This window comes from Pararhizobium polonicum (assembly GCF_001687365.1).
GTDB lineage: Bacteria > Pseudomonadota > Alphaproteobacteria > Rhizobiales > Rhizobiaceae > Pararhizobium > Pararhizobium polonicum.
Map to the genome: position 1 here is coordinate 104509 of NZ_LGLV01000017.1, position 17624 is coordinate 122132.

Below are 17624 nucleotides of genomic sequence, written 5' to 3' on the forward strand. Positions count from 1 at the left end.
GCGTCCCCCGCGTTCGAATGTCGGGGCTCTATAGGACGATTTCTCTGCCGATGGAAATAGGGTGTGGTACGGGCTTGAACAAAGTGTGAACATGCGCCTAGATTGTTCCATGGCGATTCTGGTTTCAAACCGCGATGCGCGGCGCATTTTCCTCAACAAGCAGGGCCTGGCCGCGCCGCCCAACCGGGCGCTCGGCAAGCAGGGCCTGCTCGATCTCATTCACGATATCGGCTTCGTCCAGGTGGACAGCATCTCGACCGTCGAGCGCGCCCATCACCAGATCCTGTTTTCGCGCAACCAGACCTATCGGCGCGAGCACCTGACCGAGCTTCTGGAAAAGGACGGCGCCCTGTTCGAGCACTGGACGCATGATGCCTCGATCATCCCGAGCCGCTTCTTCGTCTACTGGAAACACCGCTTCCGGCGCGAAGGCGAAACCATCCTCGAGCGCTGGCGCCAATGGCGCGAAGAAGGGTTCGAAGAGGCTTTCGACGAAATCTACGCGAAAATTCATGCCGAAGGCGCCGTCATGGCGCGCGATTTCAAGTTCGAGGGCCGGGTATCCGGCGGCTGGTGGAACTGGCATCCGTCAAAGACCGCGCTCGAATATCTCTGGCGCACCGGCAAGGTAGCCATCGCCCGGCGGGAAAACTTCCAGAAGGTCTACGATCTCACCGAACGGGTCATTCCCGGCCACCATCACGAGCCGGATGTCAGCCACGAAGCCTTCGTCGACTGGTGCTGCCGCGCGGCGCTGACGCGGCTCGGCTTTGCCACCCACGGAGAAATCGCCGCCTTCTTCGACCTCGTCTCGCCGGAGGAAGCCAAGGCCTGGGTAACGGGTCATCGCGACGAACTCTGCGAGGTGACGATCGAACCTGCCGATGGCGAGAAGCCGCGGCTGTCCTATGCCTTTACCGGCTTCCCGGACAATCTCGGCGATCTTGCCGATCCGCCGGCCCGGCTGCGCGTGCTCAGCCCCTTCGACCCGTTGATCCGCGACCGCAACCGCACCGAACGCCTGTTCGGCTTCTACTACCGCATCGAGATTTTCGTGCCGGAAGCAAAACGCGAATACGGCTATTACGTCTTCCCGCTGCTCGAAGGCGACCGCATCGTCGGCCGTATCGACATGAAGGCGGAGCGCAAGACCGGTTCGCTGAACGTCAAGCGGGTCTGGTGGGAGAAGGGCGTGCGTTCATCGTCCGGCCGGATGGAGCGGCTGGAAGCCGAGCTTTCGCGGGTGGCGAAGTTCGCCGGTGTCGAGACGGTGGTGTTTCTGGACGGGTGGGACGGTTAGCTGCCGTTCCATTCGGAGCGCAGCACCTCGTACCAGACTTCGCCGTGCTCGCTGCCCGCAATGGGATCAGGCCCTTCGAAGGCGACTGCGCGCGCATAGTTCAAACCGGCCTTTTCCATCACGCGGCGCGATCCGTGGTTCACCGCCATCGTCGTCGCCACGATCTTGTCGTACTGGCCGCTTTCGAATCCCCAGTTGACAAGAGCCCAAGCCCCTTCCGAGGCCAACCCCTGACCCCAGTCCATCCGGCGCAGGCGATATCCGAGTTCGGCCACCCCCTCACTCTCCGGCCACAGACAGAACCACCCGACGAACGCACCGTTGGCTGTCCGGCGCGCCGTCCAAATGTAGGGCTCCGTTCCTCTGGGCATGAGGAACGTCGCGTTTTGACCTACCGTCTCATGATTGACGGCGTGTCCGCCGTTCAGAAAGCGCATGACCTCCGGATCAAGCTCAAGGCCGATGAAATCAGCGCGGTCACTCGGGCAGCAAGGACTGAGCGTCAGCTGCGTTGTCTGCAAAACGGCCATTTTCGAACATCCGCCTATCGTTTTGGCAAGTATGCCCCGATTTTCTCGTCGTTCCTGCCCCAAAGCCAAATCGGTTCCATTTATGGGGCGTTGCAAACATCAAAACAATTGAGTCTGCCGTACTGTAAAGACTTCAGATCGCAGTCCATTCCGGCTTTTCATTTTGCTTCCGGTACCGTTCCCTTCCCGAAAGCCTTGTCCTTGATCTCCCGAAATGTCGCGGACACATCCGAAAGCTTCGCATCCCATTCCGGGTTCGGCACCTGTCCCTCGATCACCTTGAAATAGACGCTCATCAGCGCGGCGATGGCGAAAGGCTCAAGCACTGCGGCCTTGAAGGACCAGGCAAGGACGATGGCGAGAACGAAGGCATAGCCGGCCCATTCGCCCGGCAGGATAAGGGCTGCTTTCCGATTGTCCAACGGGCGGGGAGGGTAGTTTATTCAGGCGATCGTTTGGCGACGCCGGTTGAGCCGCGAGCCGATATCGGCAAAACGCGAAAGGCCACCGGTCACGTTGACGCGGTGGCCTTTGAATATCGCGAGGAACAGCGCGTTCAGAGAATATCCGTCGCCGCGATCTGGATTCCAAAACCTTCAAGGCCGACATAGTGGCGTTCGCGCGACGATAGCAGCCGGATCGAGGTGATGCCGAGATCTTTCAGGATCTGGGCGCCGAGACCGATTTCCAGCCATTCGCTTTCGCGCTCCTGGGCCTCGCTATGGTCCTCGCGGTCGTGCTTGCCGGTCCGCGCCGTTGTCGATACGCCGACGCCGACCGAGCCTTCGCGCAGGTAGACGATGACGCCGCGGCCTTGTTCGGACATGCGTTTCATGATCGGGTCGAGCTGACGATCCTTGCCGAACACGTCGGCGGCGACGTTTTCCAGATGCAGCCGCACCGGGATATCGACGCCGTCGCGAATGTCGCCGAAGATTACGGCCAGATGCTGCATCGGGTCCCAGGGCAGGGAATAGGCATGCGCCTTGGCTTTGCCATAGGGGGTTTCGACGTCGAACGCCGCCTCAAGCTCGATCAGCGTTTCCTTGCGCTGGCGATAGGCGATGAGATCGGCGACCGAAACCTGTTTCAATCCATGCTTTTCGGCAAATTCAGTCACCTGCGGACCGCGGGTCACGGTGCCGTCGTCGTTGACCAGTTCGCAGATGACGCCGATCGGCGGCAGGCTGGCAAGGCGGCAGAGATCGACGGCCGCTTCCGTATGACCGGACCGCATCAGCACGCCGCCCTCGCGGGCAACGAGCGGGAAGATATGGCCGGGGCGGGTAAAATCGGCAGCGCCGACATTGGGGTTGGCAAGGTTGCGGACCGTCAATGTCCGGTCTTCGGCCGAAATGCCGGTTGTCGTCCCATGCTTGAAGTCCACCGTCACGGTAAAGGCCGTCGTATGGGCGGAATCGTTCTCGGCCACCATGGCGTTGAGGTTGAGGCGCTTGGCCTCTTCCTTCGGCATCGGGGTGCAGACGATGCCGGATGTGTGGCGCACGATGAAGGCCATCTTTTCCGGGGTGCAATGGACGGCAGCGACGATCAGGTCGCCTTCGTTTTCACGGCCGTCGTCATCGGTGACGACAACGATCTCGCCGGCCTCGAAGGCCCGGATGGCATCGGCAACGCGCTTCTGGTCAAAGGGCATGGAAGTGTTCCTTGGAGTTATTTCAACCGGCCGGTCTGGCCCCGGTCGCGCAGATAATGATCGGCAATGGTGCAGGCAAGCATGGCCTCGCCGATCGGCACGGCACGGATGCCGACGCAGGGGTCGTGGCGGCCCTTGGTGCGGATATCGACATTCTTGCCGTCCGAGTCGATCGACTGGCGCTCGGTCAGGATCGAGGAGGTCGGCTTGATGGCGAAACGGGCGATCACCGGCTGGCCGGTGGATATGCCGCCAAGGATGCCGCCGGCATGGTTGGACAGGAAGATCGGGTTGCCGTCATTGCCCATGCGCATCTCGTCGGCATTTTCCTCGCCGGTGATTTCGGCGGCGCCGAAACCGTTGCCGATCTCCACACCCTTGACGGCGTTGATCGACATCAGGCTGGAGGCGATATCCTGATCGAGCTTGGCATAGATCGGCGCACCGATGCCGGCCGGCACGCCCTCGGCGATCACTTCGACGACCGCGCCGACCGAGGAGCCGGCCTTGCGGATGCTGTCGAGATAGCCTTCCCAGACGGGAACCATCGCCGGATCGGGGCAGAAGAACGGATTGTTGCCGACTTCGTTCCAGTCCCAGTTGTTGCGGTTGATCTTGTGCTTGCCGATCTGCACCAGTGCGCCCCGCACCAGAAGTCCCGGCACGACCTTGCGGGCAAGGCCACCGGCTGCGACGCGCGCCGCCGTTTCGCGGGCCGACGAGCGGCCGCCGCCGCGATAGTCGCGGATGCCGTATTTGACGTCGTAGGTGTAATCGGCATGGCCCGGCCGGTAGCTCTTGGCGATCTCGGAATAATCCTTCGAGCGCTGGTCGGTATTCTCGATCATCATCGAAACCGGCGTGCCGGTGGTGATCAGCGTTTCGCCATCGGCGTCCAGCATCACACCGGAGAGCACCTTGACCAGATCGTCTTCGCGGCGCTGGGTGACGAAGCGCGACTGGCCGGGCTTGCGCTTGTCGAGCCAGGCCTGCAGCTCGGGCAGCGTGAAGCGGATGCCGGGAGGGCAGCCGTCGATGACGCAGCCGAGGGCTGGCCCGTGGCTTTCGCCCCAGGTGGTGACACGGAAAAGATGACCGAAGGTATTGTGCGACATGGATCAGGCAACCGGATGTGGGGCGTGAGCGCCACGGGGCAAGGCCCGGAGCGCCGTTCATTCGGCCGTGACTATTAGTGGAAAATGCCGGAAAGGGAAAACCTTTCTGGCAAAATTTGGCGATTGCCGCGTGAACAGTGTGTTGCCTTGCGCAGGCCGGTGGTCAGGAGGCCAGCTGCAGGGCCTCGTTGTTGGCGAAGGCGACGAACCTGTCGAAGCTCAATGGTTTGGCGAAGGCATAACCCTGCAGCAGATCGCAGCCGAGCAGGGCCAGCATTTCCGCATGCGCCATGGTTTCCACGCCCTCGGCCACCGTTTCGATGCCGAGCGACCGGCCGATTTCGATGATCGAGCGGATCAGCGCCTGTTCGCTGCGGGACTTGAGGATTGGAGCGACCAGCTGGCGGTCGATCTTCAGCCGCTTCGGCTTGATCTTCAAAAGGCTGACGATCGAGGTGTGGCCGGTGCCGAAATCGTCGATCTCGATATCGATGCCGAGTTTCTTGATACCTTCGATATTCGCGGTGACGATATCGTCGCTCTCGTCGAGAAAGATCGATTCCACCAGTTCGAAGGACAGCTGGCCGGGGGTGAAGGCGAGGCCTTGCAGCGACGTCAGAAGCGTATCGTCGCTGAGGCGCCGGGCCGAGACGTTGACGGAGATCTTCGGGACGTCGATGTCCATCGCCGCCCAGCGCATGGCATCGATCAAGGCCCGGTCGAGCACGATCCGGTCGAGCGTTGCGACGACGTTCAGTTCTTCGGCGATGTGAAGGAACTTGTCGGGCGTCAAAACGCCCTCGCGCGGGTGATTCCAGCGGACCAAAGCCTCGACGCCGGAAAGGCGCAGGGTGCTGGCGTCGAACTGCGGCTGGTACCAGGCGACGAACTGGTTCTTCTCGATGCCCTCGAGAATTTCGTCGGCGATGCGCTTGGTGGTGATGATTTCCGCCTGCAGCGCTTCGGTGAAGAATTCGTGGCGGTTGCGGCCGTTTTCCTTGGCGCGGTAGAGGGCGATGTCGGCATTGACGAGAAGCTGGCGCTCGTCGAGGTCGAGATCCTGGGCCACGGCAATGCCGATGCTGACACCGAAGCGGCAGGGGAAACCGTTATAGTCCACCGGCTGGCGCATCTGGACGATGATGCGATCCGACAGGCTGGACAGGAAGTCCTTGCTCGGCGGATCGGCAACCAGCACGACGAATTCGTCGCCGCCGATGCGGGCGACCATGTCGCCGGCGCGCACGCTGGAGCGCAGGATCTGCGATGCATGCACCAGCATGGCGTCGCCCGCCGCATGGCCGAGCGTATCGTTGATCTGCTTGAAGCGGTCGAGGTCGATATGCAGGATGGCGATGTTCTGCAGGCCGTCCTTGCGGGCACCGGACAGCGCCTCCAGTTCCTTGTCGAGCATACGCCGGTTGCCAAGCCCCGTCAGCGGGTCATGCAGTGCATTGTGCTCGATCCGGTCCTTGGCCTCGGCGAGTTCGGCATTCTTCTCGTCGGCCACGGCTTTGGCCGCACGCAACTGTTCCGTCATCAGCACATCGTCGCTGACGTCCCAGCTGATACCGGTGATCTTGGCCTTGCCATCGGCGCCCACATGCGTGGAGCCGGCATTGCGCACGTGGCGGATGCTGCCGTCCGGCGTAACGACGCGGTACTGCGAGCGGTACTCCAGATCCTCGTCGAGCGCCTTGAACAGGGTAAGCGAGGCCGCGGTGATGTCGTCGCGATGAACGGTCCGGCGCCATTCGGCGTAGCTCGGGTCGCCATCGCCGGGCAACAGGCCGTGCAGATGATACATCCGCTCGTCCCAGGAGCGCCGCTGGGTGTCGATGTCGATTTCCCAGATGCCGATCTTGGAGGATTCGAGCGCCAGGTTGAGCCGGTGCGACAGGGTCAGAAGTTCCCGTTCGCGCGCGCGCAGCGTGGCGATGTTGCGCTGGCGCTCGTTGACGAGCCCGCCGGTGAGGAAAATCGGGATGATGATGATCACGGCGGCGATGACAATGGTGATTTCGAGCCAGGTGCTGTTGGCGGGCTCCTGCGCCCAGCCCTTGACCGGGATCGCCGCCAGTTCCCAGGTGCCGCCGGGAAGTTCCAGCCGGTGGATCACCGGCGCCATCTCGAAAATGTCGGTATCGCCGAAGAAGGCATCCTGGATGCTGTCTTCCACCGAAATATCGCGGATCGCCAGTTGGATATCGACGCGCCGGGTTCGGTCGTTCGCTTCGTTTTCCTGGTTGCCGTCGTCGAGGAGGCCCGCGTTGGCGTAGATTTCCTTCTCGTCGATGATGGCTTCCATGAACCCCCAGAAGGCCACGGTTTCATTGGTCTTGGTAAAGACCGGCGAGAAGAGGTTGAAACCGGTGCGGCCGCTCGGCAGCCTGACCGGGCCGGCGATAATCGGCTTCGCTTTCGATTGCGCGCGGTCGACGGCTATTCTGGAGGAGTGGAATCTCTTGAAGTCGGTGCCGATCATCCGCTCGTTGCCGCTGAGCGGAAAGGTCATGCGAATGACGGCATCGGGTGCCGCGCTGACGCGCACCATCTGCGGATTCTGGATAAGAAGCTTGGTTGCCAGCAGGTCGAACTGGTCTTGCGGCATCTGCGGATCGACGGCGAGATTGTTGGCAAAGCTGCGCAGCGCCGTGATGTTGTTGTTGATCTCGCTCTGCAGGCGGATGGAGACCAGATTGAGTTCGTTTTGAACGTTGCTCTTCAGCTCGCTGTTGAAATTATGGCGATTCTGCTCTTCGAAGAAATAGCCGCCGGTAAAGACGACGGCGGCTGCGATGAACGCGGGAAAAAGAGATGGCTTTGCAAGCCTGGCGAGTGCCCGGGCGCGATAGCGGATTGTCGTGTTTTTCGTCAACGGTCATGCATCCCATATTCCCCGGCGCCACGCTAGCCACGGAGTCTTAACATTGGCTTTAGAGGCTGTTCCTGTTATGAAATCCGCGCCGCGGCTATGGGGTGGGCACGGCGCTCAGCATTTGATTAACCATATTGCTTCCAAATCCGATAAAATTTTAAATGACACGGCAACGGGCGATTTTTGCCACAATCAGGGGTCAAACAATGAGCACAATAAATTTGAGTGAATCACTGAAGAGGGCAAGACAGATGCGTTTCATCGTTGCAATGTTGATGACCGCAGCCGGTTTCTTTTCGCCGCTTGCCGCGTATGCCGAAAGTGCCGATGTCGAGGCCGTCATTACCGGCGTCGACACCGACAAGCTGAGCCTCTCGCTGGATGACGGCAAGAACTACCAGGCTCCGGAAGAATTCAATTTCGATGGCCTGAAAAAGGGCGTCAAGGTTCTGGTTTTCTATACGGAAGTCGACGGCAAGCGTGTGATCAACGATCTGGAAGTCGTGCAGTAATTCTGCGTTCCGCAGCACGCGATTGCGTGCTGCCTCATTCCGGCTTGATGCCATCAAACGGTTTACGGCTTTCGGCAAAAGCCGCTCTCAGAGCCAGCCGATCGCGCCGTTTTCGATTTTCAAAATTCGATCCTGGGGAATGGCGCCAAGGGCTGCCTCTTCGGCGTCCATCGCGCCGCACAGCTTGAACAGCGTGCGGATGACGCCGCCATGGCTGACGCAGACGGTCGGTGCGGAAACGCTGGCAAGCCAGGCACCGACGCGCCAGGAGAGGATTTCATAGCTTTCCGCATCCGGGCCCGGCGGAATGAAGTCCCATTTCGACAATTCGCGTTCGGCCACGCGCTCCGGCATTTCGCGCTCGAGTTCGGCCATCGTGTAGCCTTCCCAGGCGCCGAAGGAAACTTCCTTCAGCCGGTCGTCCGTCCGATAGCCCAAGCGGGGCAGGCCCATGGCTTCCCGCGCCAGTTCCATGGTTTCGCGGGTGCGGTGAAGCGGGCTGGCGACGAAATCGAAAGTCTCCGCGTCACGGCCGAGAAGAGCCAGAAGCGCGCGCCCATTACCGCTCGCCTGCCGTCTTCCGGTATCGTTGAGGGGAATATCCTTCTGCCCCTGCATGCGGATCTGCGCGTTCCAGTCGGTCTGTCCGTGACGGATCATGTAAATGAGCACGGAACAACTCCGGGGCAGGGATATGCAAGCTTTACGCTGGGAGCCGGGGCCCGGCCTTGGTGCGGAGCCCCGGAATTCTGTCGTGCCGTATCAATCCTTGATAACGGCGATATCCGGCGCATCGACGGCTTTCATGCCGACGACATGATAGCCGCTGTCGGCGTGATGGATCTCGCCGGTCACCGAGCGCGACAGGTCGGAGAGCATGTACAGGCCGACATCGCCGACTTCCTCGATGGTGACGGTACGGCGCAGCGGCGCGTTGTACTCGTTCCACTTGAGGATGTAGCGGAAGTCGCCGATGCCGGACGCGGCCAGCGTCTTGATCGGACCAGCGGAAATCGCGTTGACGCGGATGTTCTTCGGGCCGAGATCGACCGCCAGATACTTGACGCTGGCTTCGAGTGCCGCCTTGGCAACGCCCATGACGTTGTAGTTCGGCATTACCTTCTCGGCGCCGTAATAGGTCATGGTCAGCATCGAGCCGCCATCCGTCATCAGCTTTTCCGCACGCCGCGCGACGGCTGTAAAGGAGTAGACGGAGATGTTCATGGTCAACGCGAAGTTCGCCGCCGATGTATCGACATAGCGGCCCGTCAGCTCGTCCTTGTCGGAAAAGCCGATGGCGTGCACGATGAAGTCGATCTTGCCCCAGAGCTTTTCGAGATTGTCGAACACGGCGTCGATGGTGGATTCGTCACTGACGTCGCAATGGCCGGCCATCACGGCGCCGAGTTCCTGCGCCAGCGGCTCCACGCGCTTCTTCAGGGCATCGCCCTGGTAGGTGAATGCCAGTTCGCCGCCCTGGGCGTGAATTGCCTTGGCAATACCCCATGCGATCGAGCGGTTGTTTGCGACACCCATGATGAGGCCGCGTTTCCCCTTCATCAGACCGGATGTTTGCGACATGATGTTATGCCCCCAATACTGCCTATGCTTCCGTCCGCTCGCCGTCGGCGGCCCGGAAATTCGCATATGTTGAACCTGCCGGAACCTTCGCGCGCTCAGCGGTCGCGTCGGTTCTGTATTTTTTCGAGCAATGGCTATGACATAGCCGTCCCGGTGGTTCAAGCGCGGCTGAGATCAGGAACTGTTAGTCCCCGTAATATTGGGTCAGTATCCACGAAGGGTGCCGTCGTCCACGGGCTTTGTCGCAAAATGTTTACAGGAACAGGCCGCCGCGCAGGCTGCGCATCAGGTCGGTCACCTTCTCGTCCGGCTTTTCCCACAGCATCAGCCGCAGTTCCACCAGAAGGTCACCGCGTCTGCCGTCGGCCGTGGGCAAACCATGGCCTTCGAGCCGGATCACATGGTCGGAGCCCGACCAGGCCGGAACAGTCACGGAGACAAGCCCGGTCAGGGTGTCCACGACCGTTTCGCAGCCCAGCACCGCATCCTGGATGTTGATGGCGAGCGTGGTGCGCAAGTCCGTTCCGTCAGTGCGGAAGGTGCCGTCCTCTTGGATGCGCACGGCAACGACGACGTCGCCGCGCTGCATGCCGTTGAGGCGGTAGCCCATCTCCTTGAGACGGACGATGCTGCCGTCGGTGGTGCCGGCGGGCAGGGCGACTTTCAGTGTCTGGCCGTCCGGCAGCGTCGCGGTCGCTTTCTCGCGGCGGAAGATGTCCTCGACCGAAACGGTGACGTCGCAAAAGATATCCGGCACCTTTTCAGTGTTTTTGTTGGCCGTGCCGCGAATGCGCCGGACGATGGCCGAGACCAGCTCGGCGGCAGGGGCCGCAGCACGCGGGAAAACGGCAAAGGCCGGTGGCTTGTCGGCCGTCTCGGCTTTGACGTCCGGTTTGGTTTCCGGTTCCGGCGTTGCCTCGACCCTTGGTTCGGGCTTTGGCTCTGGTTTGGCTTCGGCCTTTGCCTGCGGTGCAGCGGCTGCCGGTTTTCTGTTCTGCGGCCGGGCGGTTTGGGATTTTGCTCGTTCATTGGCGCCGAAGATACGCGAAATCATCTCTTCGGCCGTTTCCGGATCGATGGTTTCCTCTTCCGTGCCTTTTGCCTTGCGCTTCATTTCTTCCATGCGGCGCAGTTCGGCCTCGCGGCGGGCATAGTCGTAGCGATCGCGCAGCTTCGGGTTCTTCAGCACCTCGTAGGCGCGGCCGGCTTCGGCGAAGCGCTGGCTGGCAAGCGGGTCGTCCTTGTTCTGGTCCGGATGCACGGCTTTCGCCATGGACCGCCAGGCGGCCTTGATCTCGTCTGGCCCGGCATTGCGTCTGACGCCGAGCACTGAATAGGGATCACGCATGCATGTCACCGCTCTTGAGGGCTGAGGCACCGCATCCAGCGGTTCGTTTCAGCCTGTTGAAATATCGGGGAGATCACGCCGTAAGGCCGCATTCCCGGTTGCGGCGATGATGAGAAGCTGCTGCTTAAATAACGGTTAGCCGCGGGGCTGGAATGACACTCCGGCGGGTGGAGGCCTGGTGTTTGTCGAAGCGTGGTTAACGGCAGGTAGCGGCTGCAGTCAGCTGCGCGGGCCGAAACTGGTCAGATACCATTCGCCATTGCCGAGCAGGCAGGTATTGCCGTCGAATTTGGCGATGCCCTGATAGGAATGGCGCGTGGTCGTAAAGCGGCGGCAGGTGGTGCCGTTCACCTGTTCCTCGGCGATGTTGCTGATGACGCCGGCGCTGCCGGAGCTTGAATTTGCCCAGGGAATGGGATTTCCGGCAATCTTGCTGACGTCGGCGGAGGAAACCGCGTTGCGCACCGTGATGGCGTCGGACGTATCCTCGTCATTCTTGATCTGCGGCACGGAGCCGGTGGCAACGCTCCTGTCGACATTGCTCGATCCCATAAGGTCGAGGCCCGCCCCCATGCATCCCGACAATGTGGAGACGGTCAGGCACAAAGCGGCAATTCCCGTCAGCCGGGATAAAACCTTTGTGTCATCGATCCACTTTGCTATGTCTTGCAACGGCGTACCTGTCAGACTTGAAAGAGCGGCTTCGAGGTCCGCAGACGCATCGTGCAGGCTCTGACATTTTTTATCGGCAGGCGGGACCTTCGGGATCTATCCGCGCCATACATCACGGCATTGGATGACAATATGAGCGAGACTGGGTTAACAACTGGTGACTTCACGGAAGAGAACGAGCCCTTTTCCCTTTTTGGTACATGGTTGAAAGAGGCACAGGCAACAGAGATCAACGATCCCAATGCCTTGGCACTGGCAACTGTCGATGCTGACGGGCTTCCGGATGTGCGCATGGTCCTGTTGAAGGACTTCGACCAGCGCGGTTTCGTCTTCTACACCAATTTCGAGAGCCGCAAGGGACAGGAAATTCTCGGCAGCAAGAAGGCGGCAATGTGTTTTCACTGGAAGACCTTGCGCCGCCAGGTGCGGGTGCGCGGCCCGGTGGAGATCGTCAGCGATCAGGAGGCGGACGAATATTACAAGACCCGCGCCCGCGGCAGCCGCATCGGTGCCTGGGCGTCGAAACAGTCGCGGCCGCTGGAAAGCCGGTTCGCGCTGGAAAAGGCCGTTGCCGAATACACGTTGAAATATGCCATCGGCGACATCCCGCGCCCCGCGCACTGGTCCGGTTTCCGCATCCGGCCGATTGCGATCGAATTCTGGAAGGACGGCGCCTTCCGCCTGCACGATCGCATCGAGTTCCGCCGGGACGATCCCGAGGGCAGCTGGAGCAAGGTCCGGATGTATCCCTGATCGGCGCTTGCCTCAGCGGCGTCGCATCAGCCGGAACGGGATGCCGGAGGCGAGCGCGCTGACATAGCCTGCCTTCTGGAAATGGCCGTTCAGCGAGATGCGCGGCAGGGCGGCCGTATCGATGCCCGTGGCCAGCATTCCCGGCTGCGTGGTGACGGCCGTGGTGAAACCGAGTTCCCGGGCAAGGTGGTGATCACGTGGCGAAACCGCGGGAACATCGCCGTAGGGATAGGCGAGGGCGGCCGGGCGGCGGCCTGTGATCTGCTCGACCCGCGTGGCCGAGCGGTCCATCTCCGACCGTGCGGCATCGTCGGTGAGCCGCGCCACGGCACGATGGCTGATCGTATGGGCTCCAAGGCTCGCCAGCGGATGTTCAATCAGCCTTCGAAGGCCTGCTTCATCGAGCGTGAGGTCTGCGGTGATTTTGAAGGCATCGATGCCATGTGTTTGCGCGGTCGCGTTCAGCCGCTGGATGGCGGTGGCTTCGTCCGTCGAATGAATGAAGTCGGCGAAGCGATTGAAAGCCGCCTGCTTCTGCGCAACGCTGCCGAGCGCAAGGGTCTCGTTGCCGCCGCCGAAATCGAAGGTCAGGCTTGATTGCCATTCCAGCAGGTCGGCAAGTGTTTCCCACCAGAGCGTATGGGTGCGATCGGCAAAACCGCCGGCAACAAAGATGGTGAAGGGCACGCCATGTCTGGCAAAGACGGGCGCGGCATGGTCGAGATTGTTGCGATAGCCGTCGTCGAGCGTGAACACGGCCGCCGGCTGGGGATTGTCCGAAGCCAGATGCGACGGCAGGGTGTCCAGCGCGATGAAGCGGTAGCCGTCGCGCTTCAGCTGGACGATGGCTGTGTCGAGAAATTCGGGCGTGATCTCCAGATGCGCATTGGGATCGAACAGGCGTGCCCGTTTCGGCCTGATATGATGGAGCGTGAAGATCGCGCCGCGCCCGCGCGCCGTCCGCATCAGTCCGCCGGCATGCAGCAGCCGCGCGGCCTCGAGACCGCCGGTAATGGCAGCGCGTTTGGCGAGCTGTCGCAGCATGTTCTTCAAGGATGTCCCCAAATCCGCGTGCAGTACCGATGGCAATGGGCCGACATTAGCTTCGGCGGCGTTAACGCCGGCTGAATCGGCCTTAGAGCGCTTCCGGTTGAAGATGAAGCGCTCTAGTCCGGCTCCCGGACACGAAAAAGGCGGACCGCTTTCACGATCCGCCTTCTGCTGTCCACTCTCCGAGCCCACTCAGGCGGGGAGAACACCGTCCACTTCATCACGCTGGCGTCCGCCGAGTGCAGCCCCGACACCGGCAACAAAGCCACCGATCAGCAGGGACAGTGCGCCGAAGAGGGCAACCGTCGCGCTCGTCTTGCGTGCCGTTTCCGCAGCTTTCGTGGCCGCGATCTTGGCGTCGTCAATGCTCTTCAGGACACCATCGACGCGGGCTTTCGCGTCGGCTTCCGACAGCCCCGTCTTCGATGCGACGAGCTGGTCGAGATAGGCACGGTCACCGTCCGACAATGCGCCGCTCGTGGCGCTGTTGAGAAGGATGCGCGAAACCTGGCCGGCCGTGTCGTCGCCGGCGGTTCCCGCAGGTGCGGTGCCCGGGCTTGCCGGCCTGAGCAGGCTATCGACGAAATAGGACGTCGCATTGCTGCCGGCATCCGATGAGGCTGCAGCCGCACCGGCCGCCGTGGCGCCGGCCGTGAGCGTTGCTGTTGCCTGTACGCCCGCTCCGATGGTTGAAGACACGACTGAGCCCAGCGCACCGACAACGATCAACGTTGCCAGGGCCCAGGCAAGCACGCCATGGGCCGTGTCGCGAAAGAACACTTCGTCCCGGTTGACGCCCGTCCACTTGGTCCGCAGCCGTCCGGCGATATATCCACCGATGCCTGCCGATGCCCATTGCACGATGATCAGCCAGATCGCGGCGCCGACGGCAAAGGTCGCCACCGAGGACCCGGTGGAGGAAAACGGCGATGCCACGCCGAGGCCTATGCCCGAACCCACCAGCGAGAGAACGATTGTAATCGCCGATGCGGCGACCGCCCCTGCAATGATCGCTCCCCAGCTGACGGCCGAGCTCGACGATTCCGTTGTGGTGCCGGCTGGCACTGTTGAATCCGGATATGTCATTGCGCCACCTATCGGAAGAAGAGAGCAAGAAGGATGATAATGGGGATCGGAACCCCCAGCAGCCAGAGCAGAATACCGCGTCCCATGATGTGTCTCCCTTGTGTTGAACTGACCGCGTTTTCAAATGGTTATGCGGTTTGCATCCATTAACTCAGAGCGCGGGCTTTGGTTCCACGCAGTTGAATTTCGGATGGAGGAGGAGCAGCTTGTGGGGGCGTTTGCGAACCTAGCAGCCAAGCGTTACAGGGATCAGGTAAAGGAGTTAGGGTTATGAGCAACGAGCGGTTCACAAGCGTTTGGGACGCGATCGAAGCGACGCCGGCCGAGGCCGCGAACATGACGTTGCGGTCGGCGCTGATGGCTGCTTTGCGAGACAGGATTTCGGTGGAGGCGCTTAGTCAATCTCAGGCCGCGGAGTTCCTGGGCGTCACGCAGCCGCGCATTTCAGATCTGATGCGCGGCAAGATCGATCTGTTTGGTCTCGACACGCTGGTCAATATGGCAACCGCCGCCGGCCTGCACGTCGAGATGCATATCTCGGACGCCGCTTGACGCTCTCAGGCCTGCGTGCCGCCGACAGTCATCTCGTTCATGCGCAGGTGCGGCTGGCCGACGCCGACGGGGACCCATTGGCCGCCCTTGCCGCAATTGCCCATGCCGGTATCCAGCTTCATATCGTTGCCGATCATGGTGATGCGCTGCATCGCATCCGGTCCGTTGCCGATCAGCATGGCGCCCTTGACCGGTGCGCCGATCTTGCCGTTGTCGATGAGATACGCTTCGGTGCAGCCGAAGACGAACTTGCCGGAGGTGATGTCGACCTGGCCGCCGCCGAAGGAGACGGCATAGATGCCCTTTTTCACCGAGGCGATGATTTCCTCCGGGGTCTTGGTCCCCGAGAGCATATAGGTATTGGTCATGCGCGGCATCGGCACATGCGCGTAGGATTCGCGCCGTCCGTTGCCGGTTGCCGCCATGCCCATCAGCCGGGCGTTCTGCCGGTCCTGCATGTAGCCGACCAGCTTGCCGTCATCGATCAGCACGTTATAGGCCGAAGGCGTGCCCTCGTCGTCGATGGTAAGCGAGCCGCGCCGGGCTTCGATCGTGCCATCGTCAACCACGGTCACGCCCTTTGCCGCCACTTGCTGGCCGAGAAGGCCGGCAAAGGCCGAGGTCTTCTTACGGTTGAAATCGCCTTCCAGCCCATGGCCGACCGCTTCGTGCAGCATCACGCCCGGCCAGCCGGACGAGAGGACGACATCCATCGTGCCAGCCGGCGCATCGATCGCTTCGAGGTTCACCAATGCCTGCCGCAGGGCCTCGTCGGCGCCGCGCTGCCAGTTGTCGGTGGCGACGAAATCGCCAAAGCCCCGCCGGCCGCCGACGCCGTAGGAGCCGGATTCCTGCCGGTCGCCTTGGCCGACCACGACGGAAATGTTGAGCCGCGTCATCGGCCGGATATCGTGCATGCGCTCGCCATCGGCGCGCAGGATATCGATCACCTGCCAGCTGGCGGCGATCGAGGCGCTGACCTGCCGGACCTTCGGATCCTTGGCCCGCAGATAGGTGTCGATCTCCTGCAGCAGCGCCGCCTTGGCCTCGAAGCTCGGCTCGCCGATCGGGTTTTCGTCGCCATAGAGACGCCTGTTGGTGCGCTGCGGAGCGGCCGCGTAAGAGCCTGAATAGCCGCGTGTCACGGCGCCGACCGCATCGGCGGCGCGCTTCAGGGCAGACAGGGAGAGATCGCCCGCATGCGCATAGCCGACCGCTTCACCGGCCACCGCGCGCAGCCCAAAGCCCTGGTCGGTGTTGAAGCTGCCACCCTTCAGGCGGCCATTGTCGAAGGCAAGCGATTCCGACTGGCTGTGCTCGATGAACAGTTCGCCGTCATCGGCGCCCAACAGCGTCTGCGCCAGCACGTCACGAACGGCGGCCTCGTCGCTGTCGAACAGTTTGATGAGATCGGTGTTCATGGGCGCGGGCTCCAGATGCTGACGAATATGGTGCTTTATGTAGGGACAGGCGCGGGGAGGGGCAAGCGGAGATGTAAAGACGCTATCGTCAGGACGCATCGGCTTGCCAATTTGTGCAATGAGCTGGCGGCTCCTCTTCTCCCCGGCGGGGAGAAGGTGGCCCGTAGGGCCGGATGAGGGGGAGCCGAACACACAGGAATTTGCCGAACCGCCCCCTCATCGCCTCGCTTCACTCGGCACTTCTCCCCGCTGGGGAGAAGAGGAAGGCGAACCCTTTACGGCAGCGCGTCGTAGCCTTCGCCAAAACCCTTGAGGTCAACCGGAATGCCGATGCCTTCTTCCGGCGACTGGAAGACGATGAAGGTTGCCTGTGCGCCGGACCGGAAGGTTTTCAGCAGTTCCTCTTCCAGAACCACTTCGGCATAACAGCCGTCCGAGAAGCAGCGCACGAAATAGGCGCGGCCGATATCCTTGCCGTCGACGTTGAGGCCAAGGCCGTTCGGCAGCAGAACGCCGAGCGGCGCCAGGACGCGCAGGATCTTCGCCTTGCGGTCGGCGGTCTTCAGCACCACGACCGAAAGGCCGACTTCCGGCCGGTCCTCTGCAATCACGTTCTGCATCAGCGCGCACTGTTCGGCCGCAGCCCCCGCCGGCTGGTCGCAGACGATCGACCACGCCCCGTGGTTCGACTTGACCGTGCCGGGTGTGCCTGGCTGTTGTGCTCCGGGCTGCTGGGCCGCCGCCGTATAGGAAAGAAGAGTGGCAGCAAGTCCGAATGCCGCAATCGGCAGCCGGGAAAGGAGGGACAGGCCCATGTAAACCTCAAACTTAAGAATCAGTACGGCTATTCTTGAAGCGCGCACGCACAAATGAAAAGCCCCGCAGGGTACATTCCAGCCCGGTGTGGCGGAAATGGGGCTCCTGCGCGCGGCGTAAACGGCAAACCGGTGCCTCGGCCGGGATGGAAGAGACACCATCGTAGTGCCGTCTGACATATATATGGTATAGGGTCGGACATCGACAGGAAATACCAGGCGTTGTCAGGGGCATCTTTCGCCGCCGTCTGCCTCCGGAAGAGCCATATCGCCTAAGAGCCTGTGCGAAAAGCATGGTTTGCGCAAAAATGCCGCATGAGCTTGAATGGACAGATGTTGCGGCGCTGATCAAAC

Annotated in this window: 16 protein-coding genes and 1 pseudogene; 4 read left to right on the forward strand and 13 right to left on the reverse strand. The window is 61.7% G+C overall.

Going from position 1 to position 17624, the window contains the following annotated elements; all coding sequences use genetic code 11:
• Window positions 1–109 precede the first annotated feature (109 nt).
• Window positions 110–1300, forward strand: a complete 1191-nt coding sequence (locus ADU59_RS24465) for a winged helix-turn-helix domain-containing protein (protein WP_068957506.1) — start codon at window positions 110–112, stop codon at window positions 1298–1300.
• On the opposite strand, the gene ADU59_RS24470 is transcribed toward ADU59_RS24465, so the two are convergent.
• The 5 genes and pseudogenes from ADU59_RS24470 to ADU59_RS24490 all read right to left on the reverse strand — a co-directional run bounded on the left by ADU59_RS24470 (window position 1297) and on the right by ADU59_RS24490 (window position 7480).
• On the reverse strand, window positions 1297–1830 hold the full coding sequence (locus tag ADU59_RS24470) for a GNAT family N-acetyltransferase (RefSeq protein ID WP_068957508.1): 534 nt from the start codon (window positions 1828–1830) through the stop codon (window positions 1297–1299). The genes ADU59_RS24465 and ADU59_RS24470 overlap by 4 nt on opposite strands.
• A gap of 158 nt (window positions 1831–1988) precedes the next feature.
• Window positions 1989–2228 (reverse strand): annotated as a pseudogene (locus tag ADU59_RS24475) (hypothetical protein); the annotation flags it as partial.
• A 158-nt stretch (window positions 2229–2386) separates the two neighbouring features.
• The gene (gene ribB / locus ADU59_RS24480) at window positions 2387–3487 is read right to left on the reverse strand and encodes a 3,4-dihydroxy-2-butanone-4-phosphate synthase (RefSeq protein ID WP_068957511.1); all 1101 of its coding nucleotides are present in this window, start codon (window positions 3485–3487) and stop codon (window positions 2387–2389) included.
• 17 nt (window positions 3488–3504) lie between these two features.
• Window positions 3505–4602 (reverse strand): chorismate synthase, encoded by a 1098-nt coding sequence (gene aroC / locus ADU59_RS24485; RefSeq protein ID WP_068957513.1) that lies wholly within the window; start codon window positions 4600–4602, stop codon window positions 3505–3507.
• 163 nt (window positions 4603–4765) lie between these two features.
• Window positions 4766–7480: a bifunctional diguanylate cyclase/phosphodiesterase gene (locus ADU59_RS24490; protein WP_099050921.1), complete on the reverse strand. Its 2715-nt coding sequence runs from the start codon at window positions 7478–7480 to the stop codon at window positions 4766–4768.
• Window positions 7481–7731: 251 nt separating this feature from the next.
• On the opposite strand from ADU59_RS24490, the gene ADU59_RS24495 reads away from it, so the two are divergent.
• Entirely contained in the window at window positions 7732–7992 is a 261-nt protein-coding gene (locus ADU59_RS24495) for a DUF1344 domain-containing protein (RefSeq protein WP_068957515.1), read from the forward strand.
• Between the two features lie 87 nt (window positions 7993–8079).
• Here ADU59_RS24495 and ADU59_RS24500 read toward each other — a convergent pair whose 3' ends face one another.
• From ADU59_RS24500 to ADU59_RS24515, 4 genes are all read right to left on the reverse strand, one after another.
• Entirely contained in the window at window positions 8080–8664 is a 585-nt protein-coding gene (locus tag ADU59_RS24500; RefSeq protein ID WP_068957517.1) for a histidine phosphatase family protein, read from the reverse strand.
• 90 nt (window positions 8665–8754) lie between these two features.
• Window positions 8755–9573, reverse strand: a complete 819-nt coding sequence (fabI, locus tag ADU59_RS24505; RefSeq protein ID WP_068957519.1) for an enoyl-ACP reductase FabI — start codon at window positions 9571–9573, stop codon at window positions 8755–8757.
• Window positions 9574–9826: 253 nt separating this feature from the next.
• Window positions 9827–10921, reverse strand: a complete 1095-nt coding sequence (locus tag ADU59_RS24510; RefSeq protein ID WP_068957521.1) for a DnaJ C-terminal domain-containing protein — start codon at window positions 10919–10921, stop codon at window positions 9827–9829.
• A gap of 219 nt (window positions 10922–11140) precedes the next feature.
• Window positions 11141–11593, reverse strand: a complete 453-nt coding sequence (locus ADU59_RS24515; RefSeq protein ID WP_068957523.1) for an RT0821/Lpp0805 family surface protein — start codon at window positions 11591–11593, stop codon at window positions 11141–11143.
• 132 nt (window positions 11594–11725) lie between these two features.
• On the opposite strand from ADU59_RS24515, the gene pdxH reads away from it, so the two are divergent.
• Entirely contained in the window at window positions 11726–12346 is a 621-nt protein-coding gene (gene pdxH, locus ADU59_RS24520; protein WP_068957525.1) for a pyridoxamine 5'-phosphate oxidase, read from the forward strand.
• A gap of 12 nt (window positions 12347–12358) precedes the next feature.
• Here the strand turns inward: pdxH and ADU59_RS24525 are convergent, their stop codons facing one another.
• Window positions 12359–13390, reverse strand: coding sequence for a polysaccharide deacetylase family protein (locus ADU59_RS24525; RefSeq protein ID WP_083198410.1), 1032 nt, complete (start codon window positions 13388–13390; stop codon window positions 12359–12361).
• Between the two features lie 198 nt (window positions 13391–13588).
• Complete coding sequence (locus tag ADU59_RS24530; RefSeq protein ID WP_068957529.1) at window positions 13589–14482, reverse strand: hypothetical protein; 894 nt, start codon at window positions 14480–14482, stop codon at window positions 13589–13591.
• A gap of 270 nt (window positions 14483–14752) precedes the next feature.
• Here ADU59_RS24530 and ADU59_RS24535 point away from each other — a divergent pair, with 270 nt between their 5' ends.
• Window positions 14753–15034 (forward strand): helix-turn-helix domain-containing protein, encoded by a 282-nt coding sequence (locus tag ADU59_RS24535; RefSeq protein WP_068957531.1) that lies wholly within the window; start codon window positions 14753–14755, stop codon window positions 15032–15034.
• A gap of 5 nt (window positions 15035–15039) precedes the next feature.
• Here ADU59_RS24535 and tldD read toward each other — a convergent pair whose 3' ends face one another.
• Window positions 15040–16455: a metalloprotease TldD gene (tldD, locus tag ADU59_RS24540; protein WP_068957533.1), complete on the reverse strand. Its 1416-nt coding sequence runs from the start codon at window positions 16453–16455 to the stop codon at window positions 15040–15042.
• A 275-nt stretch (window positions 16456–16730) separates the two neighbouring features.
• Window positions 16731–17270: an invasion associated locus B family protein gene (locus tag ADU59_RS24545; protein WP_068957535.1), complete on the reverse strand. Its 540-nt coding sequence runs from the start codon at window positions 17268–17270 to the stop codon at window positions 16731–16733.
• Window positions 17271–17624 lie beyond the last annotated feature (354 nt).